Annotated in this window: 25 protein-coding genes and 1 riboswitch; of the genes, 13 read left to right on the top strand and 12 right to left on the bottom strand. The window is 69.0% G+C overall.

Going from position 1 to position 25,198, the window contains the following annotated elements; all coding sequences use genetic code 11:
• Nucleotides 1-175: 175 nt before the first annotated feature.
• From IM25_RS10275 to IM25_RS10285, 3 genes are read left to right on the top strand one after another with little or no spacing between them, the layout of a single operon-like run.
• A complete protein-coding gene (locus IM25_RS10275) occupies nucleotides 176-1,546 on the top strand; it encodes a CitMHS family transporter (RefSeq protein WP_024103076.1) in 1,371 nt (456 codons plus the stop codon).
• Nucleotides 1,547-1,595: 49 nt separating this feature from the next.
• Entirely contained in the window at nucleotides 1,596-3,266 is a 1,671-nt protein-coding gene (locus IM25_RS10280; RefSeq protein ID WP_006551689.1) for an ATP-binding protein, read from the top strand.
• On the top strand, nucleotides 3,248-3,910 hold the full coding sequence (locus IM25_RS10285) for a response regulator (RefSeq protein WP_006551688.1): 663 nt from the start codon (nucleotides 3,248-3,250) through the stop codon (nucleotides 3,908-3,910). Before IM25_RS10280 ends, IM25_RS10285 begins: the two co-directional genes overlap by 19 nt.
• A gap of 40 nt (nucleotides 3,911-3,950) precedes the next feature.
• Here the strand turns inward: IM25_RS10285 and IM25_RS10290 are convergent, their stop codons facing one another.
• The 4 genes from IM25_RS10290 to IM25_RS26055 form a co-directional block, all read right to left on the bottom strand.
• The gene (locus tag IM25_RS10290) at nucleotides 3,951-5,609 is read right to left on the bottom strand and encodes a DNA repair helicase XPB (RefSeq protein ID WP_006551687.1); all 1,659 of its coding nucleotides are present in this window, start codon (nucleotides 5,607-5,609) and stop codon (nucleotides 3,951-3,953) included.
• A gap of 132 nt (nucleotides 5,610-5,741) precedes the next feature.
• Nucleotides 5,742-5,900, bottom strand: coding sequence for a hypothetical protein (locus IM25_RS26410; protein WP_019289943.1), 159 nt, complete (start codon nucleotides 5,898-5,900; stop codon nucleotides 5,742-5,744).
• Nucleotides 5,901-5,923: 23 nt separating this feature from the next.
• Nucleotides 5,924-6,091, bottom strand: a complete 168-nt coding sequence (locus tag IM25_RS26415; RefSeq protein WP_019289942.1) for a hypothetical protein — start codon at nucleotides 6,089-6,091, stop codon at nucleotides 5,924-5,926.
• Nucleotides 6,092-6,106: 15 nt separating this feature from the next.
• On the bottom strand, nucleotides 6,107-6,544 hold the full coding sequence (locus tag IM25_RS26055) for a hypothetical protein (protein ID WP_144376970.1): 438 nt from the start codon (nucleotides 6,542-6,544) through the stop codon (nucleotides 6,107-6,109).
• A 188-nt stretch (nucleotides 6,545-6,732) separates the two neighbouring features.
• Between IM25_RS26055 and IM25_RS10295 the strand changes: the two genes are divergently transcribed.
• From IM25_RS10295 to IM25_RS10310, 4 genes are read left to right on the top strand one after another with little or no spacing between them, the layout of a single operon-like run.
• Nucleotides 6,733-7,797, top strand: a complete 1,065-nt coding sequence (locus IM25_RS10295; protein ID WP_033096787.1) for an ABC transporter substrate-binding protein — start codon at nucleotides 6,733-6,735, stop codon at nucleotides 7,795-7,797.
• Entirely contained in the window at nucleotides 7,794-8,657 is an 864-nt protein-coding gene (locus IM25_RS10300; protein ID WP_033096786.1) for an ABC transporter permease, read from the top strand. The genes IM25_RS10295 and IM25_RS10300 overlap by 4 nt, the downstream gene beginning before the upstream one ends.
• Nucleotides 8,633-9,358 (top strand): ABC transporter ATP-binding protein, encoded by a 726-nt coding sequence (locus IM25_RS10305; protein WP_033096955.1) that lies wholly within the window; start codon nucleotides 8,633-8,635, stop codon nucleotides 9,356-9,358. Before IM25_RS10300 ends, IM25_RS10305 begins: the two co-directional genes overlap by 25 nt.
• Before the next feature lie 28 nt (nucleotides 9,359-9,386).
• The gene (locus IM25_RS10310) at nucleotides 9,387-10,742 is read left to right on the top strand and encodes an LLM class flavin-dependent oxidoreductase (protein ID WP_033096785.1); all 1,356 of its coding nucleotides are present in this window, start codon (nucleotides 9,387-9,389) and stop codon (nucleotides 10,740-10,742) included.
• 70 nt (nucleotides 10,743-10,812) lie between these two features.
• On the opposite strand, the gene IM25_RS10315 is transcribed toward IM25_RS10310, so the two are convergent.
• Entirely contained in the window at nucleotides 10,813-13,092 is a 2,280-nt protein-coding gene (locus tag IM25_RS10315) for a helicase-associated domain-containing protein (RefSeq protein ID WP_006551682.1), read from the bottom strand.
• Between the two features lie 59 nt (nucleotides 13,093-13,151).
• Between IM25_RS10315 and IM25_RS10320 the strand changes: the two genes are divergently transcribed.
• Nucleotides 13,152-13,340 (top strand): hypothetical protein, encoded by a 189-nt coding sequence (locus tag IM25_RS10320; RefSeq protein ID WP_006551681.1) that lies wholly within the window; start codon nucleotides 13,152-13,154, stop codon nucleotides 13,338-13,340.
• Between the two features lie 159 nt (nucleotides 13,341-13,499).
• Here IM25_RS10320 and IM25_RS10325 read toward each other — a convergent pair whose 3' ends face one another.
• From IM25_RS10325 to IM25_RS10335, 3 genes are all read right to left on the bottom strand, one after another.
• On the bottom strand, nucleotides 13,500-14,081 hold the full coding sequence (locus tag IM25_RS10325; protein WP_006551680.1) for a transglycosylase family protein: 582 nt from the start codon (nucleotides 14,079-14,081) through the stop codon (nucleotides 13,500-13,502).
• Between the two features lie 10 nt (nucleotides 14,082-14,091).
• Nucleotides 14,092-14,232, bottom strand: a riboswitch (cyclic di-AMP (ydaO/yuaA leader).
• Between the two features lie 321 nt (nucleotides 14,233-14,553).
• Nucleotides 14,554-14,946, bottom strand: coding sequence for a YccF domain-containing protein (locus tag IM25_RS10330; protein ID WP_006551679.1), 393 nt, complete (start codon nucleotides 14,944-14,946; stop codon nucleotides 14,554-14,556).
• Complete coding sequence (locus IM25_RS10335; RefSeq protein ID WP_024103084.1) at nucleotides 14,943-15,185, bottom strand: hypothetical protein; 243 nt, start codon at nucleotides 15,183-15,185, stop codon at nucleotides 14,943-14,945. The genes IM25_RS10330 and IM25_RS10335 overlap by 4 nt, the downstream gene beginning before the upstream one ends.
• A 194-nt stretch (nucleotides 15,186-15,379) precedes the next feature.
• Here IM25_RS10335 and IM25_RS10340 point away from each other — a divergent pair, with 194 nt between their 5' ends.
• Nucleotides 15,380-15,787 (top strand): cold-shock protein, encoded by a 408-nt coding sequence (locus IM25_RS10340; RefSeq protein WP_006551677.1) that lies wholly within the window; start codon nucleotides 15,380-15,382, stop codon nucleotides 15,785-15,787.
• A gap of 68 nt (nucleotides 15,788-15,855) precedes the next feature.
• Here IM25_RS10340 and IM25_RS10345 read toward each other — a convergent pair whose 3' ends face one another.
• From IM25_RS10345 to IM25_RS10355, 3 genes are all read right to left on the bottom strand, one after another.
• Nucleotides 15,856-16,344: a DUF2771 domain-containing protein gene (locus IM25_RS10345; protein ID WP_033096784.1), complete on the bottom strand. Its 489-nt coding sequence runs from the start codon at nucleotides 16,342-16,344 to the stop codon at nucleotides 15,856-15,858.
• 1 nt (nucleotide 16,345) lies between these two features.
• Nucleotides 16,346-18,022, bottom strand: coding sequence for an MFS transporter (locus IM25_RS10350; RefSeq protein ID WP_006551675.1), 1,677 nt, complete (start codon nucleotides 18,020-18,022; stop codon nucleotides 16,346-16,348).
• A gap of 91 nt (nucleotides 18,023-18,113) precedes the next feature.
• On the bottom strand, nucleotides 18,114-18,929 hold the full coding sequence (locus tag IM25_RS10355) for a glutaminyl-peptide cyclotransferase (RefSeq protein WP_006551674.1): 816 nt from the start codon (nucleotides 18,927-18,929) through the stop codon (nucleotides 18,114-18,116).
• Between the two features lie 135 nt (nucleotides 18,930-19,064).
• On the opposite strand from IM25_RS10355, the gene IM25_RS10360 reads away from it, so the two are divergent.
• Genes IM25_RS10360 through IM25_RS10370 form a run of 3 tightly spaced genes read left to right on the top strand, consistent with a single transcriptional unit; the run spans nucleotide 19,065 to nucleotide 23,315 of the window.
• Complete coding sequence (locus IM25_RS10360) at nucleotides 19,065-19,967, top strand: DUF3027 domain-containing protein (RefSeq protein ID WP_033096783.1); 903 nt, start codon at nucleotides 19,065-19,067, stop codon at nucleotides 19,965-19,967.
• A gap of 1 nt (nucleotide 19,968) precedes the next feature.
• Entirely contained in the window at nucleotides 19,969-22,779 is a 2,811-nt protein-coding gene (locus IM25_RS10365; RefSeq protein WP_065996016.1) for a sacsin N-terminal ATP-binding-like domain-containing protein, read from the top strand.
• Nucleotides 22,776-23,315, top strand: coding sequence for a phosphatase PAP2 family protein (locus IM25_RS10370; RefSeq protein ID WP_019289931.1), 540 nt, complete (start codon nucleotides 22,776-22,778; stop codon nucleotides 23,313-23,315). Before IM25_RS10365 ends, IM25_RS10370 begins: the two co-directional genes overlap by 4 nt.
• Nucleotides 23,316-23,354: 39 nt before the next feature.
• Here the strand turns inward: IM25_RS10370 and IM25_RS10375 are convergent, their stop codons facing one another.
• Nucleotides 23,355-23,606 carry a DUF2530 domain-containing protein gene (locus tag IM25_RS10375; protein ID WP_006551670.1) on the bottom strand — a complete coding sequence of 84 codons (252 nt, stop codon included), beginning with the start codon at nucleotides 23,604-23,606 and terminating at the stop codon, nucleotides 23,355-23,357.
• 80 nt (nucleotides 23,607-23,686) lie between these two features.
• Between IM25_RS10375 and IM25_RS10380 the strand changes: the two genes are divergently transcribed.
• Complete coding sequence (locus IM25_RS10380) at nucleotides 23,687-25,156, top strand: NCS2 family permease (RefSeq protein WP_065996017.1); 1,470 nt, start codon at nucleotides 23,687-23,689, stop codon at nucleotides 25,154-25,156.
• The last annotated feature ends 42 nt before the right edge of the window (nucleotides 25,157-25,198 follow it).

Consider the following 25,198-nt stretch of genomic DNA (forward strand, 5'->3'; position numbering starts at 1 on the left):
TCGCGCGCAACGGTGACTCGGTGAGGGACGTGGCCACACACTCTGCTGTAGCAGAGATCACACAACCCTCACGGCTTCGAGCCGGACCCCCACACCAGACCTCCGGTCGCGCCCGCGACCCGTGGTCGACGTGTGCCCGGACCGGCCCCGATCACGTCAGAAAGTGGGCACCGCCATGCTCGTCGTCCTCGGCTTCCTGATGGTCGCCACGTTCATGTACCTGATCATGTCGAAACGGGCCACCCCGGTCGTCGGCCTGATCCTGATCCCGGTCGCGTTCGGCCTGATCGCCGGAGCCGGCACCGACATCGGCGACATGATCGTCGACGGCGTCGAAAGTCTCGCCCCCACAGCGGCGCTGCTGTTCTTCGCGATCATCTTCTTCGGCATCATGATCGACGTCGGCCTGTTCGACCCCCTCGTGCGGCTCATCCTGCGGCTCGTGCGCGACGACCCGGCACGACTGGTGATCGGAACCGCTGTGCTGGCGATGGTCGTCTCCCTCGACGGGGACGGGTCCACGACGTTCATCATCACCACCTCCGCACTGTTGCCGCTCTACCTGAAACTGAAGGTCAGCCCGGTCGTCCTCACCGTCGTCGCGGGCCTGGCGAACGCCACGATGAACATCATCCCGTGGGGCGGGCCGACGGTCCGTGCAGCCAGCGCGCTCGGGTTGTCCCCGTCCGACGTGTTCGTCCCGATGATCCCGTCGCTCGTCGTCGGACTCGTGGTCGTGCTGGGCTTCGCTGCTCACCTGGGCTTCGTCGAACGTCGCCGTCTCGGAAAGCTCACGTGGAAGCCCGACCTGATGCCGCTCGGCGCTGGTCCGTCCGGAGTGGGTACGACGGTCGGAAAGGGCACCGATACGACCGACGGGGAGGTCGGTCGGTTGGCTGCCGGACTCGACCCCGACCGTCCGACCCTGCGTCCGCGTCTGCTGCCCTTCAACGCGATCCTCACGGTGGCGCTGCTCGTCGTCCTCGGCCTCGACATCCTGCCGATCCCCGTGCTGTTCATGATCGCCGCCGGTATCGCGCTGGCCGTGAATTTCCCTCGCGTCGTCGATCAGTCCGCCGCGATCGCACGCCATTCGTCGAGCATCGTGTCGGTCGTCGCGATGGTGTTCGCCGCCGCCGTCCTGACCGGCGTGTTCCAAGGCACCGGCATGGTCGAATCGATGGCGTTGTGGCTCACCGGCGTCGTCCCCGACGCACTCGGCCCGTTCCTCGCCGTCATCACCGGCCTGCTCAGCATCCCGATGACCTTCTTCATGACCAACGACGCCTTCTACTTCGGGGTGCTCCCGGTGCTGGCGGAGACGGCAGCGCAGTACGGCATCGAACCGGTCGAGATGGCGCGCGCATCGATCACCGGACAGCCCGTCCACATGCAGAGCCCGCTGGTCCCGGCGATTCTGCTGCTGGTGACCCTCGCCGGGGTGCCACTGGCCGACCATCACCGCAAGGTGCTGTGGCGCGCCGGAGTGGTGTCGGTCGTGATGCTCGTCGTCGGGGTGGTACTCGGGCAGATTCCGTTCGGATGAGATCGGCCCCGGGCCACACTGGACGGATGGGACGAACGGGAGCGACGCCGTGAAACTTCGCACCCAGGTACTTCTGCTCCAGTCCGCGGTGGTGGCGGTGGCACTCGGCATCGGATTCACGGTGTTCGCCACCACCACCGAGGACCGAGTCACCGACGAGCACGGTCAGCGGGCGCTCGCGATCGCACGGTCGGTGTCCGCGGACCCGACCGTGCGGGACGAGGTCGCACGCTATTCGGCCGCCGACGACGGGGTGGTTTCTCCGGACAACCCGGAACTCGCATCCGGTGCGGTGCAGGAGGCCGCCGAGGCCGTCCGCACCGCCACCGGAGCGTTGTTCGTCGTGGTCACCGACGACCAGGGACTCCGGCTCGCGCATCCCGATCCGGAGCAGCTCGGCCGGAGGGTGAGCACCGACCCCACCGAGGCACTCGCCGGACGGGAGGTCGTGACCAGCGAGTCGGGCACGCTCGGCGATTCGGTCCGGGCCAAGGTGCCGGTGAGCGATCCCGTCTCGGGCAGGGTGGTCGGGGAGGTGAGCGTCGGCATCGCCACCGACCGGGTGCGCGCCGACCTGCGCAGCGACCTCGCCGATGCCGTCCTGATCGCGCTCGCAGCACTCGTGTGCGGTGCTGTCGGATCGTTGCTGCTCGCCAACCGCTGGAAGCGGCTCACTCTGGGACTCGAACCCGAGCAGCTCACCGAGCTGGTCCGCGAACAGGAGGTCGTGCTGCACGGGATCTCCGACGGGGTTGTCGGCACCGACGCGCGCGGCAACGTCACCGTCGTCAACGCCGAGGCGCGTCGTCTGCTCGATCTCGACGACGGAATCGGTCGCAGTGTCGACACCCTCGGAATGACCCCGCGGTTGCTCGACGTGCTGCGCTCCGCGGAGGGCATCCCGGTTGCGGCGACCACCGGCGACCGGGTCGTCGTCGCCGTTTCGCGGCGTGTGGTGCGCGACGGCCGGGATCTCGGCACGGTGATGTCGGTGCGGGACCGGACCGACATCGAGGCGCTCACGCGCGAACTCGACGCGGTCAAGGCGATGAGTACGGCACTGCGGGCCCAACGGCACGAGTTCGCGAACCGGCTCCACCTGCTCGACGGACTGCTCCGCCGGGGGCATGCGGAGCAGGCGCTCGAGTACATCGAACAGATCCTCGGTTCGGGTCCGCTCGGTGAACAGCTCGAGGGCATCGACGCGATCACCGACCCGTACCTGCACGCCTTCCTCGTCGCGAAGGCCGCGCATGCGCGCGAGCAGGGAGTCACGCTCGTGCTCGGCGAGAACACGTGGGCGCACGCCACCGTGCGGGCACCCGTCGACGTCACGACGGTGCTCGGCAACCTGCTCGACAACGCGATCGAGGCGGCACGCACGAGCGGGCGCGCTCCGGCCGAGGTCGAGGTGGAACTGATGGAGGACGGTGCCGACCTGCACGTGAGTGTCGCGGACACCGGCGACGGCGTCGATCCCGCGCTGCCCGACGTCTTCGCCGAGGGCGCAACGACCCGCAGCGATCCGACGGTGCCCGGTGGCCGGGGAATGGGGCTGGCGCTGGCACGGCGCATCGCGCGGCTGCACGGCGGCGACGTCGTGCTGGCGGACCGTGGCGGGCAGCGCACGCCGGAGAATCCGACCGGGGGTGCGGTCTTCCTGGCGACGCTGCCCGGGATGCTCGACGAAAGGGACACGGGATGGGCGGAACGGATCTGAAGGTCCTCGTCGTCGACGACGACTTCCGGGTCGCCGAACTCCACGCCTCCGTGGTCTCGGGTGTGGCGGGATTCGAGGTCTGCGCGGTCGCCGGGAGCATCGCGGCGGCCCGGGACGCCGTTCGGGCCGGTCCCGTCGATCTCGCCCTCGTGGACGTGTACCTACCGGACGGCTCCGGGATCGACCTGATCCGGAGCCTCGAATGCGACAGTTTCGTGCTCGGTGCCGCCGGCGAGGGCACGACGGTGCGCGCGGCACTCACCGCCGGTGCGCTGGTGTATCTGGTCAAGCCGTTCGCAAGCACCGAACTGGCCCGGCGGCTGGCGGCCTACGCGCAGTACCGCAGGGTCGTCGCGGGGGAGGAGCTCACCCAGACCGAGATCGACACGGCGCTGGCCGCACTGCGGCCGGTGTTGCCGGCCGCCCGCCCGGCACCCTCGCGTTCGATGACCGAAGAGCTCGTGATGCAGGCGCTCCGGGAATCACCGGAACCGATGTCGGCTGGGGAGGTGGCCGTGACGATCGGGGTGTCGCGCGCGACCGCACAGCGCTATCTCGCGGCGCTCGTCGCGAAGAAACGCCTGCGGATGCAGTTGCGCTACGGCACCACCGGCCGCCCCGAACAGGAATACCGGCCGCAGTGACACGAAGTCCCTGTGACGCGTCGCGCAGGGACGCTCCGCGTCAGCCGATCTGCGGTCCGAGCAGGTCGTCGGCGTCGGTGATCCGGTACGCGTAACCCTGCTCGGCGAGGAACCGCTGGCGATGCGCGGCGTATTCGGCGTCGAGGGTGTCGCGCGAGACCACGGAGTAGAAGTGGGCCTGCCCGCCGTCGTGCTTCGGACGCAGCAGCCGCCCGAGACGCTGGGCCTCCTCCTGACGCGAACCGAAGGTGCCCGACACCTGGATCGCGACCGAGGCCTCCGGCAGGTCGATGGAGAAGTTCGCGACCTTCGACACGACGAGCACCTTCAGCTCGCCCGACCGGAACCGGTCGAACAGCGCCTCGCGTTCCTTCGTCTTCGTCGAACCCTTGATGACCGGGGCGTCGAGCGCTTCACCGAGCTCGTCGAGCTGATCGATGTAGGCACCGATGATCAGTGTCGGGGCGTCCTGGTGCTGCTCGAGGATCGACTTCACGACCGGGATCTTGGTGCGCGCGGTCGAGCACAGCTTGTACCGTTCCTCGGGCTCGGCGACCGCGTACGCCATGCGCTCGGCGTCGGTGAGGGTCACGCGGACCTCCACGCAGTCGGCGGGGGCGATCCAGCCCTGGGCTTCGATGTCCTTCCACGGCGCGTCGAACCGCTTCGGGCCGATGAGCGAGAAGACGTCGCCTTCGCGTCCGTCCTCGCGCACGAGGGTCGCGGTGAGACCGAGGCGGCGGCGGGACTGCAGGTCTGCGGTCATACGGAAGACCGGCGCCGGCAGCAGGTGCACCTCGTCGTAGATCATCAGCCCCCAGTCGCGGGAGTCGAACAACTCGAGATTGCGGTATTCACCCTTCGACTTGCGGGTGATCACCTGGTAGGTGGCGATGGTGACCGGGCGGATCTCCTTCTTCTCGCCCGAGTACTCGCCGATCTCGTCCTCGGTGAGGGAGGTGCGGGCGATCAGCTCGCGCTTCCACTGGCGCCCGGCGACCGTGTTCGTCACGAGGATGAGCGTCGTCGCGCCGGCCTTCGCCATCGCGGCCGCGCCGACCATCGTCTTACCGGCACCGCACGGCAGCACCACGACACCCGAGCCGCCCGACCAGAACGAGTCGGCGGCCAGTTCCTGGTAGTCGCGCAGGTGCCAGGGGTTCGTCTCGAAGTCCAGCGAGATCGAATGGGCCTCGCCGTCGACGTACCCCGCTAGGTCCTCGGCCGGCCAGCCGATCTTCAGCAGCATCTGCTTGACGCGTCCGCGCTCGCTCGGATGCACGATCACGGTGTCGTCGTCGATGCGCGCACCGAGCATCGGGGCGATCTTCTTGTTTCTCAGGACCTCGGCGAGCACCGCCCGGTCGAGGCTGACCAGGGTCAGGCCGTGGGCGGGGTTCTTGACCAGCTGGAGGCGCCCGTAGCGGCTCATGGTGTCGACGATGTCGACGAGCAGCGCCTGCGGGACGGCGAACCGGGAATGCGAGACCAGCGCGTCGACGACCTGCTCGGCGTCGTGACCGGCGGCACGGGCGTTCCACAATGCCAGCGGCGTCACCCGGTAGGTGTGGATGTGCTCGGGGGCGCGTTCGAGCTCGGCGAACGGTGCGATCGCCTGCCGCGCCTCGTTCGCCCGGTCGTGATCGACCTCGAGGAGCACGGTCTTGTCGGACTGGACGATGAGCGGTCCGTCGGCCACGAGTGCCTCCTGTGGATGGAAAGTAGAACTTTCCCATTCTCCAGGTTCGGGCCGTACCGCGCCACCACGACGGTGTACGGCCGTGCGTTCCCCCGTGGCGGGAACGCACGGCCGACCGGTTTCACGGCGTACTCACCGTGCGAGCGACTGCCGCACCTCCATCACGCACACCAGCGCCTCGGAGATACCGGACCGGTAGCCGGCGTCTTTCTCGGAGGTGGGAGGTCTCGAATCCAGTTCCGATTCGAGTCGTTCCTGGATCTTGTCCAGGGCATGCAGCGTCCGCTTCATTCCAGTACCGATTTTCTCTTTTCTCAGGCCGGCTGTTTCATCGCGCCGGCACGCTCGTCGAGAACGAACACCCGTGCACGCGCCAAGGCGGCGCGATATCCGTGCCGCTGTGCGTCGGTGCCCGTTTCCCGACCGGACAATCCACTTATCTTGTCGTACAGCGCTTCGAGCGCTGCGATTTCGAGATCCATGGCCTGCAACCGGATTCAGCTCCGCTTCCGCTTACGAATGAACTCGCCGGCTTCGGCGGCCTTCTGCCGCTTCTCCTGACGACGTTCCTTCAGGGACTTCGCTGGCTTCTTCGAATTCTTGCCCTTGTCGGCCATTGTCACTCCATCTTCGATGAACAACCACTCGACAAGACCACACCATACGTCATTTCCCGGAAAAAGCCAGTCGCTCGAATTATTCTGTGCGCCATCCGAACACGGCGCTGAAATGTTCCGTACTCCGGTGTCCGGAGTTGATTTCACCGTGCGCTGATCCCTGTCGGGAAGTTCCGCGCGGCCGATACCGTCACCGGCGATGCTGTGCAGACAGAGGACGTCCACAGCCCGGGCGGACGGGGGAGAGCGATGGGCCGGACCGTGATCGCAGGCCGCAGTGCCTCGCGTCGCGAACACCGTGCGTGTCGTGTCGTCCACCGATCGCGGTTCCGTGGCTGTCCGCACGGTCGCTGTTCTCCGTACCGTGACCGCTGATTTCGGGACTGCGGTTTCCGGGACTGCTGTCCTCGCGGTCGGGCCCGCGCTCGGGTTCCCGCTCGTCTTCCGGTGGCGCACGTCGGCGTATTCGCGCGATGTCGCGCCCCTCATCTTCGCAAGGAGTTCTCATGATCGTGTCCTCACTCGTGCGCTCTCGAAGATTGCGCGCTCCGATCGTCGTCGCGGCCGCACTGAGCGTCGTGCTCACCGGGTGCGCCGGCGGTTCGACCGGGGGATTGGCCGCCGACGCCGAAATCCCCGAGGAGATTCCACCGGGGACGTCGTTGAGCATTGCCGTCAAGCCCACCCGTATCCAGCTCGAAGCGACCGGTCGTATCGACGAGTTGCCGTTCACGGTGTCGGACTGGCCCGACGTCTCGGCCGGTCCCGACGTCATCCAGGCGTTCCGCGGCGACGCCGTCGACCTCGCGGTCAATGCGGCGATTCCTCCCATCCAGGCCCGTGCCACCGGGCTCGACGCCAGGATCGTCGCCGTACGCGAGAAGGATTCGCCGCAGTACTCGCTCGCGACGGCACCCGGTACAGACATCGATTCGTTGGACGACCTGCGCGGCAGGAAGATCGCGTTGTCGCCGGGGCAGGCCCAGGGTGTCGTCGTGCTCCGGACGCTGAAGTCGGCCGGAATCGGTCTCGACGAGGTGGAATTCGTCGAACTACCGAGCACGCAGTTCCTCACGGCGCTCCAGGCGAAACAGGTCGACGTCGCACCGCTGGCGGAACCTACCCTCACGAAGTACCTGAACCAGTACGAAACCGAGGGCGCGCGAGGGGTGTTCACGCCCGAGGTCGACGCGTTGAGTGTTCTGTGGGCTCCGGTGTCCGTGCTCGAGGATCCTGCGAAGGTCGCGGCGATCAAGGAATTCATCCCGTTGTGGGCACAGGGTGACGTCTGGGCGTGGGAGAACCGGGACGAGTGGATCCGGAAGTACTACGTCGAGAGCGAGGGGGTGTCGTACGAGGACGGCAGGCGGATCGTCGAAACCGTCGGCCAGAAACCGGCATATCCCATCGACTGGGACTCCGCGATCGAATGGACGCAGGAGACCTCGGAACTGCTCGACGAGGCCGGATGGTTCGACGAGTTCGACGTCGAGCAGATCTTCGATCGCAGATTCGAAACTATTGCCGCGGAGTCGGTTCCGCAGGAGTACCGGAAGGGGTCGGACTCGTGACCGGCACACTGACACGGCCGGTGGAGGTCGGCGCCCGCCCACCGGACCCCACCGATCAGCCACCGACGGAGGGGATCAGGCCGCTCCGGCGGCTCGGTCTCCGCAAGGCCGTCCCGTTCTCGCGCATGACCGGCGTGGTTCTGCTGCTCGTCGTATGGGCGATCGGGTCGGGTGCCGGATGGATCGACGACCGCAAGCTCTCCGCTCCCTGGACAGTGGTGACCAGCGCGGTCGAACTCGTCGCGGAAGGAACTCTGCAACAACACATCCTGGCATCGTTGAGCCGTGCCGTGCTGGGCTTCGTGATCGGATGTGTCATCGGCACCGCGCTCGCGCTCGCATCCGGCCTGACGAGCACCGGTGAAGCACTGATCGACGGCCCCGTGCAGTTCAAGCGTGCGATCCCGACGCTGGGTCTCATCCCGCTGCTGATCCTGTGGCTCGGCATCGGCGAGACCTTCAAGATCACGGTGATCGCACTCGGGACGGTCGTGACCATCTACATCCAGACGCACAACGCTCTCACGGCCCTCGAACAGCGCTACGTCGAACTCGCCGAGGTCCTCGCTCTCACTCGCGCACAGTTCGTGTGGAAGGTGGTGCTGCGAGGAGCGCTGCCCGGATTCTTCCTCGGTCTGCGCCTGGCGGTGACCGGTGCGTGGCTCACCCTGATCGTGGTCGAGAGCATCAACGCCGTGAGCGGCCTGGGCAAGATGATGTTCAACGCCCAGAACTACGGTCAGCCGGACGTCATCCTCGTCGGATTGCTCGTCTACGGCATCTTCGGTCTGGCATCCGACGCCGGTCTCCGGTTGGTCGAGCGTCGGGCGCTCGCCTGGCGGAAGACGCTGGGCGGATGAGCGCCGTACGCATCCGCGGCCTGATCCGCGGCTTCGGCGACCGGAACGTCCTCGACGGACTCGACCTCGAGATCCCCGAAGGGCAGTTCGTCGCCCTGCTCGGCAGGAGCGGATCCGGGAAGTCCACCCTGCTGCGTGCGCTCGCCGGCCTCGACTACGACGTGGAGATCCGCGGCGGCGCACTCGCGGTACCGGAGAAGGTCTCCGTCGCCTTCCAGGACTCCCGTCTGCTGCCCTGGCTGCGCGTGCTCGACAACGTCACGCTCGGTCTCGACAGGCAGGGCAGGAGCAGCGGATCCGAGATGCTGGCCGAGGTCGGCCTGGCCGGGCGCGAGGACGCCTGGCCGCTCGAACTCTCGGGCGGGGAGCAACAGCGTGTCGCGCTGGCCCGAGCCCTGGTACGGGAGCCGCAGTTGCTGCTCGCCGACGAGCCGTTCGGCGCGCTCGACGCCCTGACCCGCATCAGGATGCACGGACTGCTCGACGACCTCGTCCGCGCGCACCGTCCCACCGTGCTGCTCGTGACCCACGACGTCGACGAGGCGATCGTGCTCGCCGACCGGATCGTCGTGCTGGACGAAGGACGCATCGCCGTCGACCGCCACGTGGATCTCAACAAACCCCGTTCCATCACGGATCCCGGTTTCCGGGACATCCGTGAAGACCTCCTCACCGCCCTCGGTGTCATCACACAACCGTGACGAAAGACCTTTCACGACAGGAGAAGACATGACCGATCGTCGATTGCGCCTCAACGCCTTCCTCATGCCCATCGGCCACCACGAAGCGGCCTGGCGTCTGCCGGAGAGCGACCCGAACGCGAATCTCGACATCCAGCACTACATCTCGCTCGCCCGCACCGCCGAGCGTGGCAGGTTCGACTCGGTGTTCCTCGCCGACAGCCCCGTACTGTTCGCGAATCCCGAGCGGCGTCCGAGCGGCAAGCTCGAACCCACGATCATCCTCACCGCGATCGCAACGGCCACCGAGCGGATCGGTCTCATCGGGACCGCGTCGACGACCTACAACGAGCCCTACAACCTCGCGCGGCGATTCGCCTCGCTGGACTTCGTCAGCGGGGGACGTGCCGGCTGGAACATCGTCACCACCGCCGGGGACGACGCCGCCCGCAATTTCGGTCTCGACGGCGTGCCGGCGCACAAGAGCCGCTACGCGCGGGCCGCCGAGTTCGTCGAGGTGTCGACCAAGCTGTGGGACAGCTGGGAGGACGACGCGATCGTCGCCGACAAGGAGGCGGCGATCCACGCCGACTCCGCGAAGGTCCACACCTTCGACCACGAGGGAGAGTTCTTCTCGGTGGCCGGGCCGCTCAACGTGCCGCGGTCGCCGCAGGGCTACCCGCTGCTCGTGCAGGCGGGCTCGTCGGAGAACGGCAAGGACTTCGCCGCCCTGTACGCCGAGGCGATCTTCACCGCCCAGCCCACCTTCGAGGAGGGCAAGGCGTTCTACGACGACGTGAAGGATCGCGTGGGCAAGGTCGGCCGCGACCCGCGGCAGGTGCTGATCCTCCAGGGCATCGTGCCCGTCATCGGCGATACGGAGAAGGAGGCACGCGAACTCGACGCCGAACTGGCCCGGCTGATCTCGCCCGAGTACGCCCGCCGCCAGCTCGCCGAACGGTTCGGGCTGCGGCCGGAGCAGCTTCCGCTCGACGAGCCGCTGCCGGAGAACCTGCCGTCCGAGGACGAGATCGAGGGAGCCAAGAGCCGGTACACGCTCATCGTGCAGCTCGCGCGACGGGAGAACCTCACGGTGCGGCAGCTCATCGAACGACTCGGCGGCGGTCGCGGCCATCGAACCTTCGCGGGCACGGCCGAGCAGGTGGCCGACACGATCGAGCACTGGTTCCACAGCGCCGCGGCCGACGGCTTCAACATCATGCCCGCCGTGCTGCCGTCGGGGCTCGAGAAGTTCGTCGACGGTGTGGTGCCGATCCTGCAGGAGCGCGGTCTGTTCCGCACCGAGTACACCGAATCCACCCTGCGTGGGCACTACGGGCTCCCACGGCCGGAGAACCAGTTCACCGTCGGCGGGGCGTTCGTGGGGTTCGCGACGCAGCGCTGAGCCTCTCCGCCCACGGGCCGGTGGTGGGCGGTTCCAGGCGATGCTCGATCAACCGCACCCGGGTCCGTCGTCAGTCGACCAGCGCCACCGACGTGACGCGGTGCAGGACGAAGCTGCGCACCGAGCCGGTCGCCGGGTCGAAGGCCTGCACCTGCCCGCCGCCCACCGACACCGGGTCGACGATGCGGCGCGTCGCCACACCCTGAGCGTCGACGTAGCCGAGGGTGACGCTGCGCTTGCCGTGCACGGCCAGTTGCAGCAGCGCGAGCGTCGCCGCACCGCCGGACCGGCTGCCGTCACCACGTGCCGAGGCCGTCGGTGTCGCGGACTCCGCACGGTCGCCGGCGCGCAGCGTGCGCACGAGGGTGTCGAGCTGCTCGTCGCTCGGCGCGGTGGGCCCGGCATAGCGGGCCCGGGCACGCGGCATCGCGACGCGGGCACCCCGGGGCCGTAGATCCACGATCGCTCCCGATGCGTCCTCCCCGGCGGGAGCGAAACCAGCGGCGCGCAGCTCGGTGAGCACCTCGGCAAGAGGCGCCTGCGAGATCGCGACGGTCGGGGCGACCGCGCGCAGGGCGAGCGTGGCGGCGACCGGGGCGGACAGTACCTCGGTGAGCAGAGCCGGATCGTCGGCGCGGACGAAGGACGTCGCCACACCGGCCCGCAGGCGTCCGTGGCGACGCGCGACGTCGTCGATCAGGTAGGTGAGCGACTGCGGCACCGGGGTGCGCGAATGCGTCGCGAACAGGCCGTGCAGGTCGCTCGCGCCGAGCCCGGCGTCGAGCGCGCGCCGGATACTGCTCTCGCCGATCCGGTAGACGGTCGCGGCACCGGCCGATTCGACGTCGGCGACGAGCGCGATCCGCTCGCCGAGTTCGGGGACGAGCGGTCCGGGGGCGACGACCGTGAGGTCGGCCTGGACGAGCACGTAGTCGACGGGTTCGGGGAGCACCGCTGCCATCTCGGCCTCGGCGTCGCCGCCGTGCAGCAGCGCCTTGCCCGGCGACGCGAGCATGCCGTGCGCGACGAGACCGAGTGTCGTCGCCTCGCGCACGGTCTCCACGACGCTCGTCGTGTCGAAGCGACTCGCCCAGCGAGGACGACGCCACGCCGCAGCGGTACGCAGGTCGGCGACGTCCGTGCCCGCCGCCGGCACGTCGGAGAGGGCGTCGAGCAGCAACCGTCGGTCGCGGGCGGCAGTAGGGGACTTCACCTCGTCGGACAGCGCGGCGACCGGCTTGTCGTTCTGGTCGCGCCGGCCGATCAGCCAGGGCCGGCGCGGCAGATCGAGCCAGGCACCGGCGAGCACGGCCCAGCGGTAGGCGGGGGAGGACGCGAGCCACGCGTCGGTGGCGGTGGTCGGTGCCCAGTGATCGTCGTCCCCCGGTGTCGGCGGATCGGGGAGGCCCCGCGCGATCAGACCGGCACCCGCGAGGACCTCGACGACGAGCGCCGTCTCGTCGTCGTCGAGTCCGACCGCCTTCCCGATGCGATGCAGTTCGCGGACACCGAGCCCACCGGCCTTGAGGACGGGGGCGGCTTGCGCACCGAGGGTGTCGAGAACGTCTTCGCAGTGCCGCAGCAGTTCGAGGGCGGCGCCGCCGGCGGTCGCATTGACGTCGGCGGTCGATCGGGTGGGTTTCGGTGCGCGCGGGGGAGCGAGCGCCGCCGGATCGAAGGGAGCGTCGTCGCGCAGTGCCTGGCCCACCCGGTGGGGGAGTTCGACGGTCTCGTCGTCGATGCGGAAGAGCAGTCCGGCGGCGAGCAGTTTCTGCACGGGCCGGTCGGCGGGGGTGTCCGGTGCGGCGTCGCGGGTCCGACCGATCGGGGACGTACGCGACAGGGTGTCGAGGATGCTGCGCTGCTCGGGCGGAAGAGCCGCGAGGAGGTCGTCGAGCTCCTGCCGGGACGGTCCGGTGACGTCGCCGGTGCGTCCGACGCGCCACGGAACGGCGTCCACGGCGGCGGCGACGAGACGCAGTTCGTCGGTGGACCCCCACACGAGCAGCAGCGAGCGCAGGGTGGACAGGATCCGGTCGAGATTCCTCGCGCTGATGCGGCCGGAGACCTCGTCGAGCACGGCGGCGCGGGAGACGGGGGTGTCCACCGCTCCGAGACGGGCCAGCACCTCGATGATCCCGAAGGCGGCGGTGTCGAGTTCGTCGGCCGCACGGAACACCGAGGCGCGTTGCTGAGCCCGGCTCGCGAGCACGTTCATGCTCGCCGGTGGCGGCACTACGAGATCCGGACGGGCGCGCAGCGTGGCGGCCAGATCCGTGTCGCGTCGACCTGCCAGCCAGCGGGCGAGGGAGTCCGAGGCGGTGTCGGGAGCGGGCGTGGTCGGGGACATCCCCTCCAGATTAGAGACCTGCGGTAGCAGGCCCCGAACTCACCTGCCAAAATGAGCGCATGGCTACCTCTTCGAAAAAGCATTACGTCGACCACGGATGGCCCGAGCTGGCCGACGGTGAGCACGCTGTCACCGAACTGTCGTCCACGCGTTCCGGTCCGCTCTCCCCGTACGGTGAGGACACCGTGTTCCCGTTGCCGGTCGAGGACCTGCCCTACACGCATCCGAAGACGGTGATCAACCGCTGATCCGATCGCGGATCACCGAACAGACTCTTCCGTACGGCGCCCGGTCCCTTCGTGGGGGCCGGGCGTCGTCGTGTGTGAGGGATGAACGAAGGTCGTCCGCATATGCGGAAGGGCCTCGCACCGTGAACGGTGCGAGGCCCTTCCGGGATGTTCGGGGTGTTACTGCGGGAGCACCGCGCGAACGGCGTCCAGGATGTTCGGGTCGAGCTCGACACCGGCGTCCTGGAGTGCGGTGACGCCCTGCTCGAAGCCGGCCAGGATGCCCTGGACCTCGGCGGGGACAGCGGGGGTCTCCGGAAGCTGCGGGACAGCGTTCTGGATGGCCGGCGCAGGGGTCTCGGCGGGCGCTGCGTCGACGGAGCGCTGCGTGGGCGCGCTCGACAGGCCGAGGCTCGACGAGCAGGAGGGCCATGCGCCCCAGCCCTGGCCGGCGAGGACACGCTCGGCGACGGCGATCTGCTGCTCGCGGCTGGCCTGGCTGGCCGAGGCGGCGTATTCCTGGCCGCCGTAGGCGTTCCAGGTGCTCGGCGAGAACTGCAGGCCACCGTGGTAGCCGTTGCCGGTGTTGATTCCCCAGTTGCCGCCGGACTCGCACTGTGCGAGGCGGTCCCAGTCGGAGTCGGGGGCGGCAGCGGCCGTGCCGCTGAACGCGACACCCGTGACGCCGAGGACTGCGCCCGTCAGCGCGAACTTCGCGACGGTACGACCGGTATTGGTGGGCTTGCGATGGCGTCCGCTCATGTCGGTTCCGTGTTCCTCTCCGTACGCACCTACGAGGTCAGCTGTCGGGTTCGGGCTGAAGAGGTCGCCCGGCCGTGTCGCTCCGTTGGGAGCGCCTTCGGCTTCACCCCGAGGACCGTCGCACTTGCGTCGGCCCGGGCCTCCTGGACACCGTCCGGCTGTGGGCCGATCGGTTCCTGGGAGACCGGTGGGTCCCCCGTTTCCTGTCCCCTGTGGATCGTTCGTCGGGACTTCCGGAACCACGGGACAGGAATTTGGCGCGGCGGTTCCGGACCGGTCGAGCCAGGCGGTTCGACCGGACATGACGGTAACGGTTCCGAGGGCGAAGTGTCACCAATTGATAACGCGCCGATTCGTGTGGCGACAGACGTGTGTGGCGCGTACCGGGGAATGAAGTCCCAGGTAGTGGGGTCCGGGTACCCGAAATTTCGTTTCGAGTCCTGCTCGTTATCGGCTCGTTATGTGAGAAAGATCACATGTAACTCGGGCGGGCATCCACATGAACGATCTCCTTCCCCAGGGGCATCAGGGAGATCGGGATCATCTTCAGGTTGGCGACGGCGAGCGGGATGCCGATGATCGTGACGGCCATGGCGAGCGCGGTGGCGATGTGGCCGAGGGCCAGCCAGATACCGGCCACCAGGATCCAGATGACGTTGCCGATCAGCGACATGGTGCCGGCCGTCGGCTTGTCGACCGTCGTCTTGCCGAACGGCCAGAGCGCGTAGATACCGATCCGGAACGACGCGATGCCGAACGGGATGGTGATGATGAGGATGCAGCAGATCAGACCTGCCGCGAAGTAGCCGAGCGCGAGCCACAGCCCGCCGAAGATCAACCAGATGATGTTGAGCAGGATCCTCATGTCCGGTCTCCGTTCCGAGCGCGCCGGCCCGAGCGCAGCGCGAAGGCGATGGCGAGGGCGAAACCCAACGGCCATGCGAGGGTCAACAGATACAGCGCGAGTCCGGGCGTGCCGTCGGTGACCGCCGGAATGAGGAAGATGGCGACGACCGCCACCACACCGACGACGAAGCAGGCGATCGCGGCCTTCAGGAGGCCGTTACGCGGGGCGGCAGACGAATCCGAAGATGAAGTACCCACGTGACCACGGTAGTCGCCGCAAGGACGGACGGTGACGTCCGGGAGCGGGAAGACGATTCGGGGGCGGACCCACCTCTGCGGGTACACTGACAGGTGTCTACGCGTCCCGCTCGACCGAGCCGGGGCGCGTTGTTTTGCATGGTAAACGGGTTGCCCCGCTGTGGGGCACAGCTTTCGAGGAGCAGGTGAGCGCGGTGCCGACCGGCAAGGTGAAGTGGTACGACGTCGAGAAGGGCTTCGGCTTCCTGTCCCAGGACGAGGGTGAGGACGTCTACGTCCGCGCCTCGGCACTGCCGGAGGGAGTGGAAGCGCTCAAGCCCGGTCAGCGCGTCGAGTTCGGTATGGCGGTGGGCCGTCGGGGTCCGCAGGCGCTGAAGGTCGAGCTCCTCGAGCAGCCCACGTTGCGGCAGGGTCGCCGCGAGGCTCCCGCCCAGCAGAAACGCCGCGCGCCGGACGAACTGCACGGCATGGTCGAGGACATGATCAAGTTGCTCGAAGCAGCGGTCCAGCCCGATCTGCGGCGCGGGCGTTACCCCGACCGCAAGACCGGGCAGCGCATCTCCGAGGTCATGCGGGCGATCGCGCGCGAGCTCGATCACTAGGGACGAACCACGACGGGCCGTCCTCGCCGTGTGCGAGGACGGCCCGTCGTCGTATGCGGGGTCGGGACTCAGAACGTCTTGACGGCCCACACGGCGTGCGCGATCGGTTCACCGGCCTCGTCGACGACGGCCGACGGCAGCTGGATCTCCACTCCGAGCAACTGCAGCTCCGGGGAGCTCTCCACGGTGAGGGTGCGGCGTGCACCGGCCTCGAACATCGCGCCGTCGATGTAGGTCTGCCCGGTCTGCGTGTCGCCGTAGACGGTGAGGATGCGCCACGGAGCATCGGCGATCTCGTTCGGAAGCGACAGCTGCAGCGGGTAGCCGGCCGGCACGTCGAGCTGACCGATCGGGTTCTCCACGCAGTCCTCGAGATAGAGATTGCAGTGCTGCGCGGGATCGACCGTCACGGTCTTTCCCCGTGCGTACGCGGTGATGGTGGGGAGCGTGGGCTCGGCCGAATCGACCAGTTTCCACACCGTGGCGGCGACTCCCGCTACCACGACCACCAGGGCCACCAGCAGCAGCGCGAGAATCTTCTTCGTCCGGGCCTGCAACTCAACTGTTCCAATCTTCGGTGGGGGATCCACCGGCGCGCCTCCGCCCGGCAGCCGTCTCGGTGGAGACGCGTTCGGGTCGACGGCCGCCGAATCCCGGCAGCAATGTCCCCCCACGGTATGTCAGCACCGTCTGCGCGAATCCGAGAACCAGCACGACGGAGACCACAGCGAACCCGAGCCACAGTTCGGTCGGCAACAGCACACCCATCGCTCCGCCGAACACCCAGCTGAGCTGGAGAACCGTCTCGGACCTGCCGAATCCGGACGCGATGGACTCCTCGGGAAGGTCCTGCTGGAGCGATGCGTCGAGCGAGACCTTGGCCAGCGCGCTGGCGCACGCCGCCACGAGCGCCGCCAGCGCGGCGGCCAGGACGTTGCCGGTCGCAGCGACGACGGCGGACACGACGACGACCGCGGCGGTGCACCGCACGACGATGAGAGCGGGCCGTCCGAGCGCGAGTCGCGCTCCGGTCGCGTTGCCCGCGAAGTTGCCGACCGCGGCGGCGGCACCGACACCACCGAGCATCGCGGCCTGCATGAGCGGATCCTGTCCGGTGGTGTTCTTCGCGACGAACGCCATGAACAAGGTCAGGAAGCCGGTGAGGATGCGGATCGTGCCGTTGCCCCACAGTCCGGTCACCACCGCCCGTCCCAGCGGCTGCTTCCGTTTCCCGGACTTGGTGACGATCACCTCGGTCACGGTGTCGGCGTTCAGCACCTCGGTGCGCGCGTCGGAGCGGTGGTACGACAGCGTCGCCGGCACCTCGCCCTCGGTGACCTCGACCCAGGCGGGGATACGCATGCTCAGATAGGCGCCGAATGCGGTAATCCCGGCGCACAGCCACAGTGCGCCCGACGAACCGAATGCCCATGCCGCGGCCGCCGCGATCGCGCCGGCACCGATCGTGCCGCCGACCAGGCCGAAGACCGTCAACCGGGAGTTCACCCGCACCAGATCGATCTCCGGTGGCAGGACTCTGGGTGTCACCGCGGATTTGAGCACCGCGAACGATTTGCTCAGCACCATCATGCCGAGCGCCGCCGGATACAACAGCCAGCTGTCGAAGTTGAACACCAGCACTACCGCGAGCACCGTGCGCAGCGCGAAGGACGTCGCCAGCGCGACGCGACGACCGTGCTGCAACCTGTCGAGCAGCGGCCCGATGAGCGGGGCGATGATCGCGAACGGCGCGATCGTGATGAGCAGATACAACGCGACCTTCGTCCTGTCCTCACCGGTGGCCGCCGAGAAGAACAGGGTGTTCGCGAGCGCGACGGCGATGGCCGCGTCGGAGGCGAAGTTCGCCATCGTCGCGTAGGTGAGCGCCGTCAGGCCCGACTTGTCGGCGCCGTCGGCCGTGGCCGCTCGGCGGAAGGTCGCGATGCCCTTCGAGGTGAGTTCGCGGCTGCGCAGGGCCGCGACCCGCGTCACCGTCAGTTTCCGCGGCATGCGCGGAGCGCGCGGTGAGTCGGTCTCGGACGAGGACTCCGCCCGACCGGCCGCCGACGCACCCGGCGGTCGGCGCGGATGGTCGACGGGATGCAGGGGCGGCAGGGGAGTGCGACGGCCCGAGACGCGGCGCGGAGGCGGATAGTTGCTGTACCCCGGATGCTGCGAACCCGGGACACGGCCGTCCGCTCCCTCGGGGGCGGGTCGCTCGTCCGGTTCGGTCACGTCTTCGATTCTTCCCCACGCGATAGCGGCTGTAACACAAGGGCGGCACGTGGCCCGAGTGACGCGTGCCGCGATCGGTATGCCACCCGGATCACTCCACGAAACGCACTTCGAACAGCGTCGGCCAGTACTTGCCCGTCACCAGGAACCGATCGGTCCCGGGGATCCGTGCGATGCCGTTGAGGACGTCCACATCGGCTCCCGCGGGCAGCCGATCACGCAGCGGAGCCGCGTCGACCCGGGCCTCCACACGGCCCGAGGCCGGATCGATCAGCACGATCTCGTCCGTCTGCCACACGTTCGCCCAGACCCTGCCGTCCTCGGCGCACTCGAGTTCGTTGAGCTTCGACACGGCACGTCCGTCCCGGTGCACGGTGACGCGCCCGAGTTCGTCGAAGGTGACGGGGTCGCGGAAGATCAGCTCGGCCGAGCCGTCGCTCATCACCAGACGGCCGGGTTGCGCGCACAGCCCCCAGCCCTCGCCGTCGTAGTCGACCCGGCGCTTCTCGAGCAGGGTGTCGCGATCGCGGAGGACGGCCGTGCCGTCCTTCCAGGTCAGCTGCCACACCTCGTCGCCGACCACGGTGATGCCCTCACCGAAGAGGTCGTCGAGGACGGGTTCGCGGGTGCGCTCGGTCTCGGCGAGGGTGACGGTCCCGCCGTCGAGGTCGACCTCTCGGGCCGACACCCACGAGCGCCCGGCCCGGCCGGTGCCTTCGAGCAGTTCGCCCTCGTCGATCTCGAGGCCCTGGGTGAACGCCTCCGGATCGTGGGGGTGCGTGGCGACGACTTCCACACCGAGTTCGGTGGCGGGTGGACCGGGTTCGGCGACGAGATCGTCGCCGCATCCGGCGGTGGTGACGCAGACGACCGTCGCGACCGCGGCCGAGAGGAGAAGACGGGGCACGCGCCCATCCTGCACCTCGCGTGTGAGCGGTGCCTGTACGACCTTCCGCGACCCGCAGGCGCCGGAGCAGACAGGTCAGGCAGAATGGGGGTCGTGAGTGTTGCCTCTGCTTCCACTTCCCGAGGAACGAACCCCGTGGTCGATCCGGCGGTGCGTTCCGTGCTCGCCGACGCCGTCGACCTCGCTCGGGCCGCACTCGACGAACTCGGAGACGGTGGAGTCGGCGCCTATCTGGGCGTGACGCGCGAGGACGAGTGCTCGGCCACCCATCGTTTCGCCTCGGAGCTGCCGGGTTACCGCGGTTGGCAGTGGGCCGTCGTCGTGGCCGCCGCCCCGGATTCGGATCGGGTGACTGTGAGCGAACTCGTGCTCCTGCCCGGTCCCGACGCGCTCGTCGCCCCCGCGTGGGTGCCGTGGAGCGAGCGGATCCGTCCCGGCGATCTGGGTCCCGGCGACCTGCTGGCTCCCGCTCCCGACGACGTGCGCCTGGTTCCCGGCTACATGCTGTCCGGCGACCCCGAGGTCGATGAGACCGCCCTCGAGATCGGGCTGGGCCGCAAGCAGGTCATGAGTCTGGAAGGTCGCCTCGAGGCAGCGCAGCGCTGGTTCGACAGCGAATACGGTCCCGACTCGGAGATGGCGAAGGCCGCTCCGTCCTCGTGCCGCCTGTGTGGTTTCTATCTTCCGCTCGCCGGATCGCTGCGTGCGGCCTTCGGCGTCTGCGGCAACGAGTTCGCCGCCGACGGTCACGTCGTGCACGCCGAGTACGGATGCGGCGCGCATTCCGACACGACCCTGCCCACCGGCGCCGGTTCGCCGATCTACGAGGCGTTCGACGATTCGGCAGTGGAGGTCGTCGAGGTCGGACCGGCCGGCTCGGCGCCTGCGGAGTCCGCGACCACCGAGGTCGTGAGCACCGAGGTCGTGAGTACCGAGGTCGTGAGCACCGAGTCCACGCCGACCGATTCCACGGACGAGCTCGCCCCCGAGTCGTCTGCCCCCGAGCCGTCCCCGTCCGAGTCGGAACAGACCGACTGACGTGACCCGGCCGGACCCCGCGGATCCGTTCGGGACCGCGGCGTTACGCGAAGGGATCCTCGCGGCCTGGTCGTCGTCGCCCACCCGTCTGCGCGAGGACGCGGCGACCGAGGCCGATCATGTCCGCGCGGGTTACCGCGACCGCGTGTTGACCGAGCTCGCCCAGAACGCCGCCGACGCCGCCGCGCGTGCCGATGTACCGGGTGAGCTGCGTGTCTGGTTCGCCGACGGCCGTCTCCACGTCGCGAACATCGGTGAGCCGCTCCACGAGGGCGGTGTCCACGCGCTGACCGCACTGCGCTCGTCGAACAAGACCGGCGCCGGATCCACCGTGGGGCGGTTCGGTGTCGGCTTCACGGCGGTGCTGTCGGTCTCCGACGACATCGAGGTGCGTTCGCGCACCGGTTCGCTCCACTTCTCGGCCGAGCGCACCCGCGCGGTGCTGGCCGAGCGGAACCTGCCCGAGCCGGAGTCGGGTGTCCCGGCGCTGCGCCTCGTGTGGCCGACGGAGGCCCCGCCGGCGACCGGCAGCGACACCGAGGTCGTGCTGACCCTGCGCCCCGGGGTGGACCCGGTCGCACTGCTCGACGCCTTCCGATCCGAGGCCCACGACATTCTGCTCGAACTCCCGGGCTTGCACACCGTCCTCGTCGCCGACGACGAATTCACCCGTCACCGGCGCGAACTCGACAGCGGCCTGTCGGAGGTGCGGATCGGCGATCGCACCTGGTGGGAGTTCACCGGAGCGTCGGCGCGATGGCTGGTGCCCGTCGTCGACGGGCGGGTCGACCCGGTCCGCAGCGATGTCCTGCGTGCCCCCACCCGCTCCGACGAGGAGCTGTCACTTCCCGCGATCGTCGTCGCCGACGTCGAGATGCAACCCGACCGGAGGCGCGTGCTTCCCGGAGCCCACGTCGAGAACGTCGCCCGCGGATACGCGCGGTTCGTCGCGGCTCTGCCCGCCGAGCAGCGACTCGACCTCGTGCCCCTGCCGGGTTTCGCGCGCAGCGAGGTCGACGAACGCATCCGCGAGGCGATCCTCGACGAGTTGGCTGCCGGCGCGTGGCTTCCCGCCGCCGACCGCAGCGCCGATCTGGTGCCCGACCGGGCCGTCGCACTTCCCGGTCTCACCGACGACCTCGCCGACGTCCTCGGCGAGGTGGTCCCGGGGCTCGTGATCCCCGAGTTGTGCGGGCCGCGACATGCGTCCGCGCTGTCCGCCGTCGGCGTGCACCGGCTCGGGCTCGCGCGACTGGCCGAACTGCTCTCCGGGCACGAACGCGATCCGAAGTGGTGGAACCGCCTGTACGAGGCGCTCACTCCGCTCGTCGTCGACGCGGTCGCGGCCGAGGAACTCGCATCGCTGCCGGTTCCGCTGTCGGACGGACGGACCGTGACCGGCCCGCGTACGGCCGTTCTCGCAACGCAACTGCAGGATATCGGCCCGGTGTCCATGCCCTGGGTGCGTCTCGTCCATCCCGAGGCCGCGCATCCGCTGCTCGCCCGGCTCGGAGCCGGCACCGTGACGGTCGAGGACCTGCTCGCCGACCCGGCGCTCGTCGCGGCCGTCGAGGACACCGATCCCGACGACCTCCACCCGGAGGGCGACCTCCCGGCCGGTGAGCTCGCCGACGTCGTGCTGCGACTGGTGCCGCTCGTGTCGCCCGCGGCCGTGCCCCGCGAACTCGGGGCACTGCTGCTGCCCGACACCCACGGCGACCTCGTCCCCGCCGACGAACTCCTGCTTCCCGGTGCACCGCTCGCAGAAGTACTCGTCGAGGACGCGCCCTTCGGCACCGTCGACCCGTCCGTCGTCGACCGGTACGGGGCCGACGCCCTGCGGGCGATCGGTGTGGGCTGGGGATTCACGGTCCTGCGTGCGGAACTGCCGACCGGCCCCGACCACGATCTGCCCGACGAACACCTGTGGTGGGAGCGGCTCGACGACGATCCCGAGGTGCTCGTCGCGGTGCGCGACCTCGATCTCGTCGACGATCGCCGCTGGTCGCGGGCGTTGACCCTGCTGGCCGCCGAGCCCGCGACGGCCGAAGCGATCGCCGACCCCGCCGGATATACGGCGTGGTATCTGCGCACCCGCGCGTCGCTCGACGGCCGGCCTCTGGGCCACTACCGGTTCGCCGACGACACCCTCTTCGAAGGTCTGCTCGATCCCTGTACCCACCCCGACGCATCGGCCTTCCGCAGCGCCCTCGCCGGAACGCGGATCGACGACATCGAACTGGCACAGACACTGCTCGACCGGCTCCCGGACGACAGCAGGTCGCCGGGGCCGGCCGCGATCGTCGCCGCGCACGACGCGCTCGCCGCGGCGTTCTCGTCGGGTGGTCTCGATCCCGAGTCGGTCACTCTGCCCGACGGGGTGCGCAGCCTGTCGGGTGTCGTCGTCGACGCAGCCGACGCTCTCGTACCCGACCGTCCGTGGTTCGCGGCCGCGATCCCGCACGACCGCCTCGTCACCGGCGGCAGGGGAACCGCCCACGCGCTCGCGGACGTGCTCGACATCGCCGTGGCGTCCGCGGTGGTCGACGCCGAACCCGTCGAGCAGGGGAGGAGTTCGACGTGGGAGCGCGAACCGGCCGCGGTCCTGGCCGGAATCGTCGCCGGGGTGCCGCTTCCGCGCGGCGTACTTGCGCTGCACGACCGACTCGTCCTCCGCTGCTCCGGAGCCCTGACCGGTGAGGTCGAGGTCCCGTGGTGGGTCGACGCGGCCGGCACCGTCCACAGCACACCGATCGGCCTGGCCGCGGCACTCACCGCGCTCACGGCTCCGGACGTGAGAACCGAACCGTGACGCTCGATGCCGCGGTGCTCGACTGGATGGTGTCGCTCCGCGAGCCGTGGCTGACCACCGCGGTGACCGCACTCACCCACACGGGCGGGGGAGTCGCGACGAGCCTGATCGCCGCGGCGACGACGCTGCTGCTGGTGCGGGCCGATCGTCTGTCCGACGCCGTCCTCGTCGCCGGAGCGGTCCTCACGGGCTGGCCGTTGATGGTGTTGCTCAAAAATCTGTTCGGCCGTGTCCGGCCACCGGAACCCGAACGGCTCCTGGCCCTGCGCACCGAGTCGTTCCCGTCCGGACACGCGATGACCAGCGCAGTTCTGGCCACGGTGCTCGTCGCGGTCGTCGTGCGCACGTGGCCGCGCGGCGATCGCCGCCGGACCGCCGCGACGATCGCGCTCGCCGGTTACACCCTCGTGATCGGGCTCTCTCGCGTCTACCTCGCGGCGCACTGGTTCACCGATGTCGTCGCAGGCTGGATCTTCGGGATCACATGGGCCCTGCTGTGGGTGTGGTTGATCACTCGGGTGCGGATCCGTCGCTGACACCGCTGTGGGCTTGTCGCGGACGGCCGTGGGTGAGGGTCAGTCCAGCCCCGCCTGGGCACCCCGGTCACCGCGTCGGGCGGCGCGACGCTGCAACAGGAAGAGCGCAGTTCCCAGCAGCCCCACCACGATTCCCGCCACGCAGACCGGAAGCACATCGTCCCGGAGTTCGCCGCCCACCACCGCCACGACGACGGTCGCCACCACCCACAGACCGGTTCCCACGGCAAGCGCGGGGCGAGGGTCGGCGAGGCGTCGGATGCGGGCTGCGACGAGCTGGGCGGGTTCCACGGTTTGCAGATTAGTTCCTTCGCGCTGCAATAATCGGTTCCCGTTGCGACGCCCCGTACTCGACGAGCGGATTTGTGGACATGGCCGTAGGCACCGACTCCAAGCGAACGTCCTTCCTGGACACCTATTTCAAGATCACCGAACGCGGTTCCACCGTGTCCCGAGAGGTGCGTGGCGGCATCGTCACGTTCTTCGCGATGTCGTACATCGTGGTCCTCAACCCGCTGATCCTCGGTAGCTTCTCCGCCGAGGACGCGAGCGCGAAGATCGACGTGATGGGCAACATCCTGCCCATCAACCAGGTCGCCGCCGTCACCGCGCTGGTCGCCGGCTTCATGAGCATCGTCTTCGGTGTGGTCGCCAACTATCCGTTCGCCATCGCCGCCGGCCTCGGCATCAACAGCCTGCTGGCGGTGACCATCGCGCCGCAGGTCACCTGGCCCGAAGCGATGGGCCTGGTGGTCATCGACGGCATCATCATCGTCGTGCTGGCCCTGACCGGTTTCCGCACCGCGGTCTTCAACGCGATCCCGGCAGAACTCAAGGCCGCCATCGCTGCCGGTATCGGCGCCTTCATCGCCATGATCGGCCTCGTCGACGCCGGCTTCGCCCGCCGCATCCCCGACGCCGCCGGCACCACCGTCCCTGTCGGCCTGGGCATCGACGGCTCCATCGCGTCGTGGCCGACCTTCGTCTTCGTCGTCGGTGTGCTGCTCATGGGTGTGCTCGTCGCACGCAAGGTGCGCGGCGGACTGCTGATCGGCATCGTCGCCACGACGATCCTGTCGATGATCATCGAGGCCATCGCCGACGTCGGCCCGTCGCTGGGCACCAACCCCAAGGGCTGGAATCTCAGCACCCCCGACGCCCCCGACTCCTTCTTCGGCATCCCGAACCTGAGCCTCGTCGGCAACGTCGACCTGTTCGGCGCGTTCACCCGCATCGGCGTGATCGCCGCGACCCTGCTCGTGTTCACGCTCGTCCTCGCGAACTTCTTCGACGCCATGGGCACCATGACCGGCCTCGGCAAGGAAGCCGGCCTGGCCGACAAGAACGGCACCCTGCCCGGCATCGGCAAGGCCCTCGTCGTCGAGGGCACCGGCGCCATCGTCGGTGGTGGCGCTTCCGCCTCGTCGAACACGGTGTTCGTCGAATCGGCCTCGGGTATCGCGGAAGGAGCCCGCACGGGCCTGGCCAACGTGGTCACCGGTGTGATGTTCCTGCTCGCGATGTTCCTGACCCCGCTGTACGAGGTGGTCCCGATCGAAGCGGCCGCTCCGGCTCTCGTCGTGGTCGGTGCCCTGATGATCGGCCAGGTCCGCGACATCGACTTCTCGGTGTTCGCTGTGGCGCTGCCGGCCTTCCTGACCATCATGGTCATGCCGTTCACCTACTCGATCGCCAACGGCATCGGCGTCGGCTTCATCACCTGGGTGATCCTGCACGCCGCGAGCGGCAAAATCCGCACCATCCATCCGCTGATGTGGATCGTCGCAGTGCTGTTCGCCCTGTACTTCTCGGTCGATCCGCTCACGGAACTGCTCACCTAGGCAGCCGACGCGTGTTTCGGGCGATGTGACGTATTCTGCACG

It is taken from the genome of Rhodococcus sp. p52, from assembly GCF_000763325.2.
GTDB lineage: Bacteria > Actinomycetota > Actinomycetes > Mycobacteriales > Mycobacteriaceae > Rhodococcus > Rhodococcus pyridinivorans.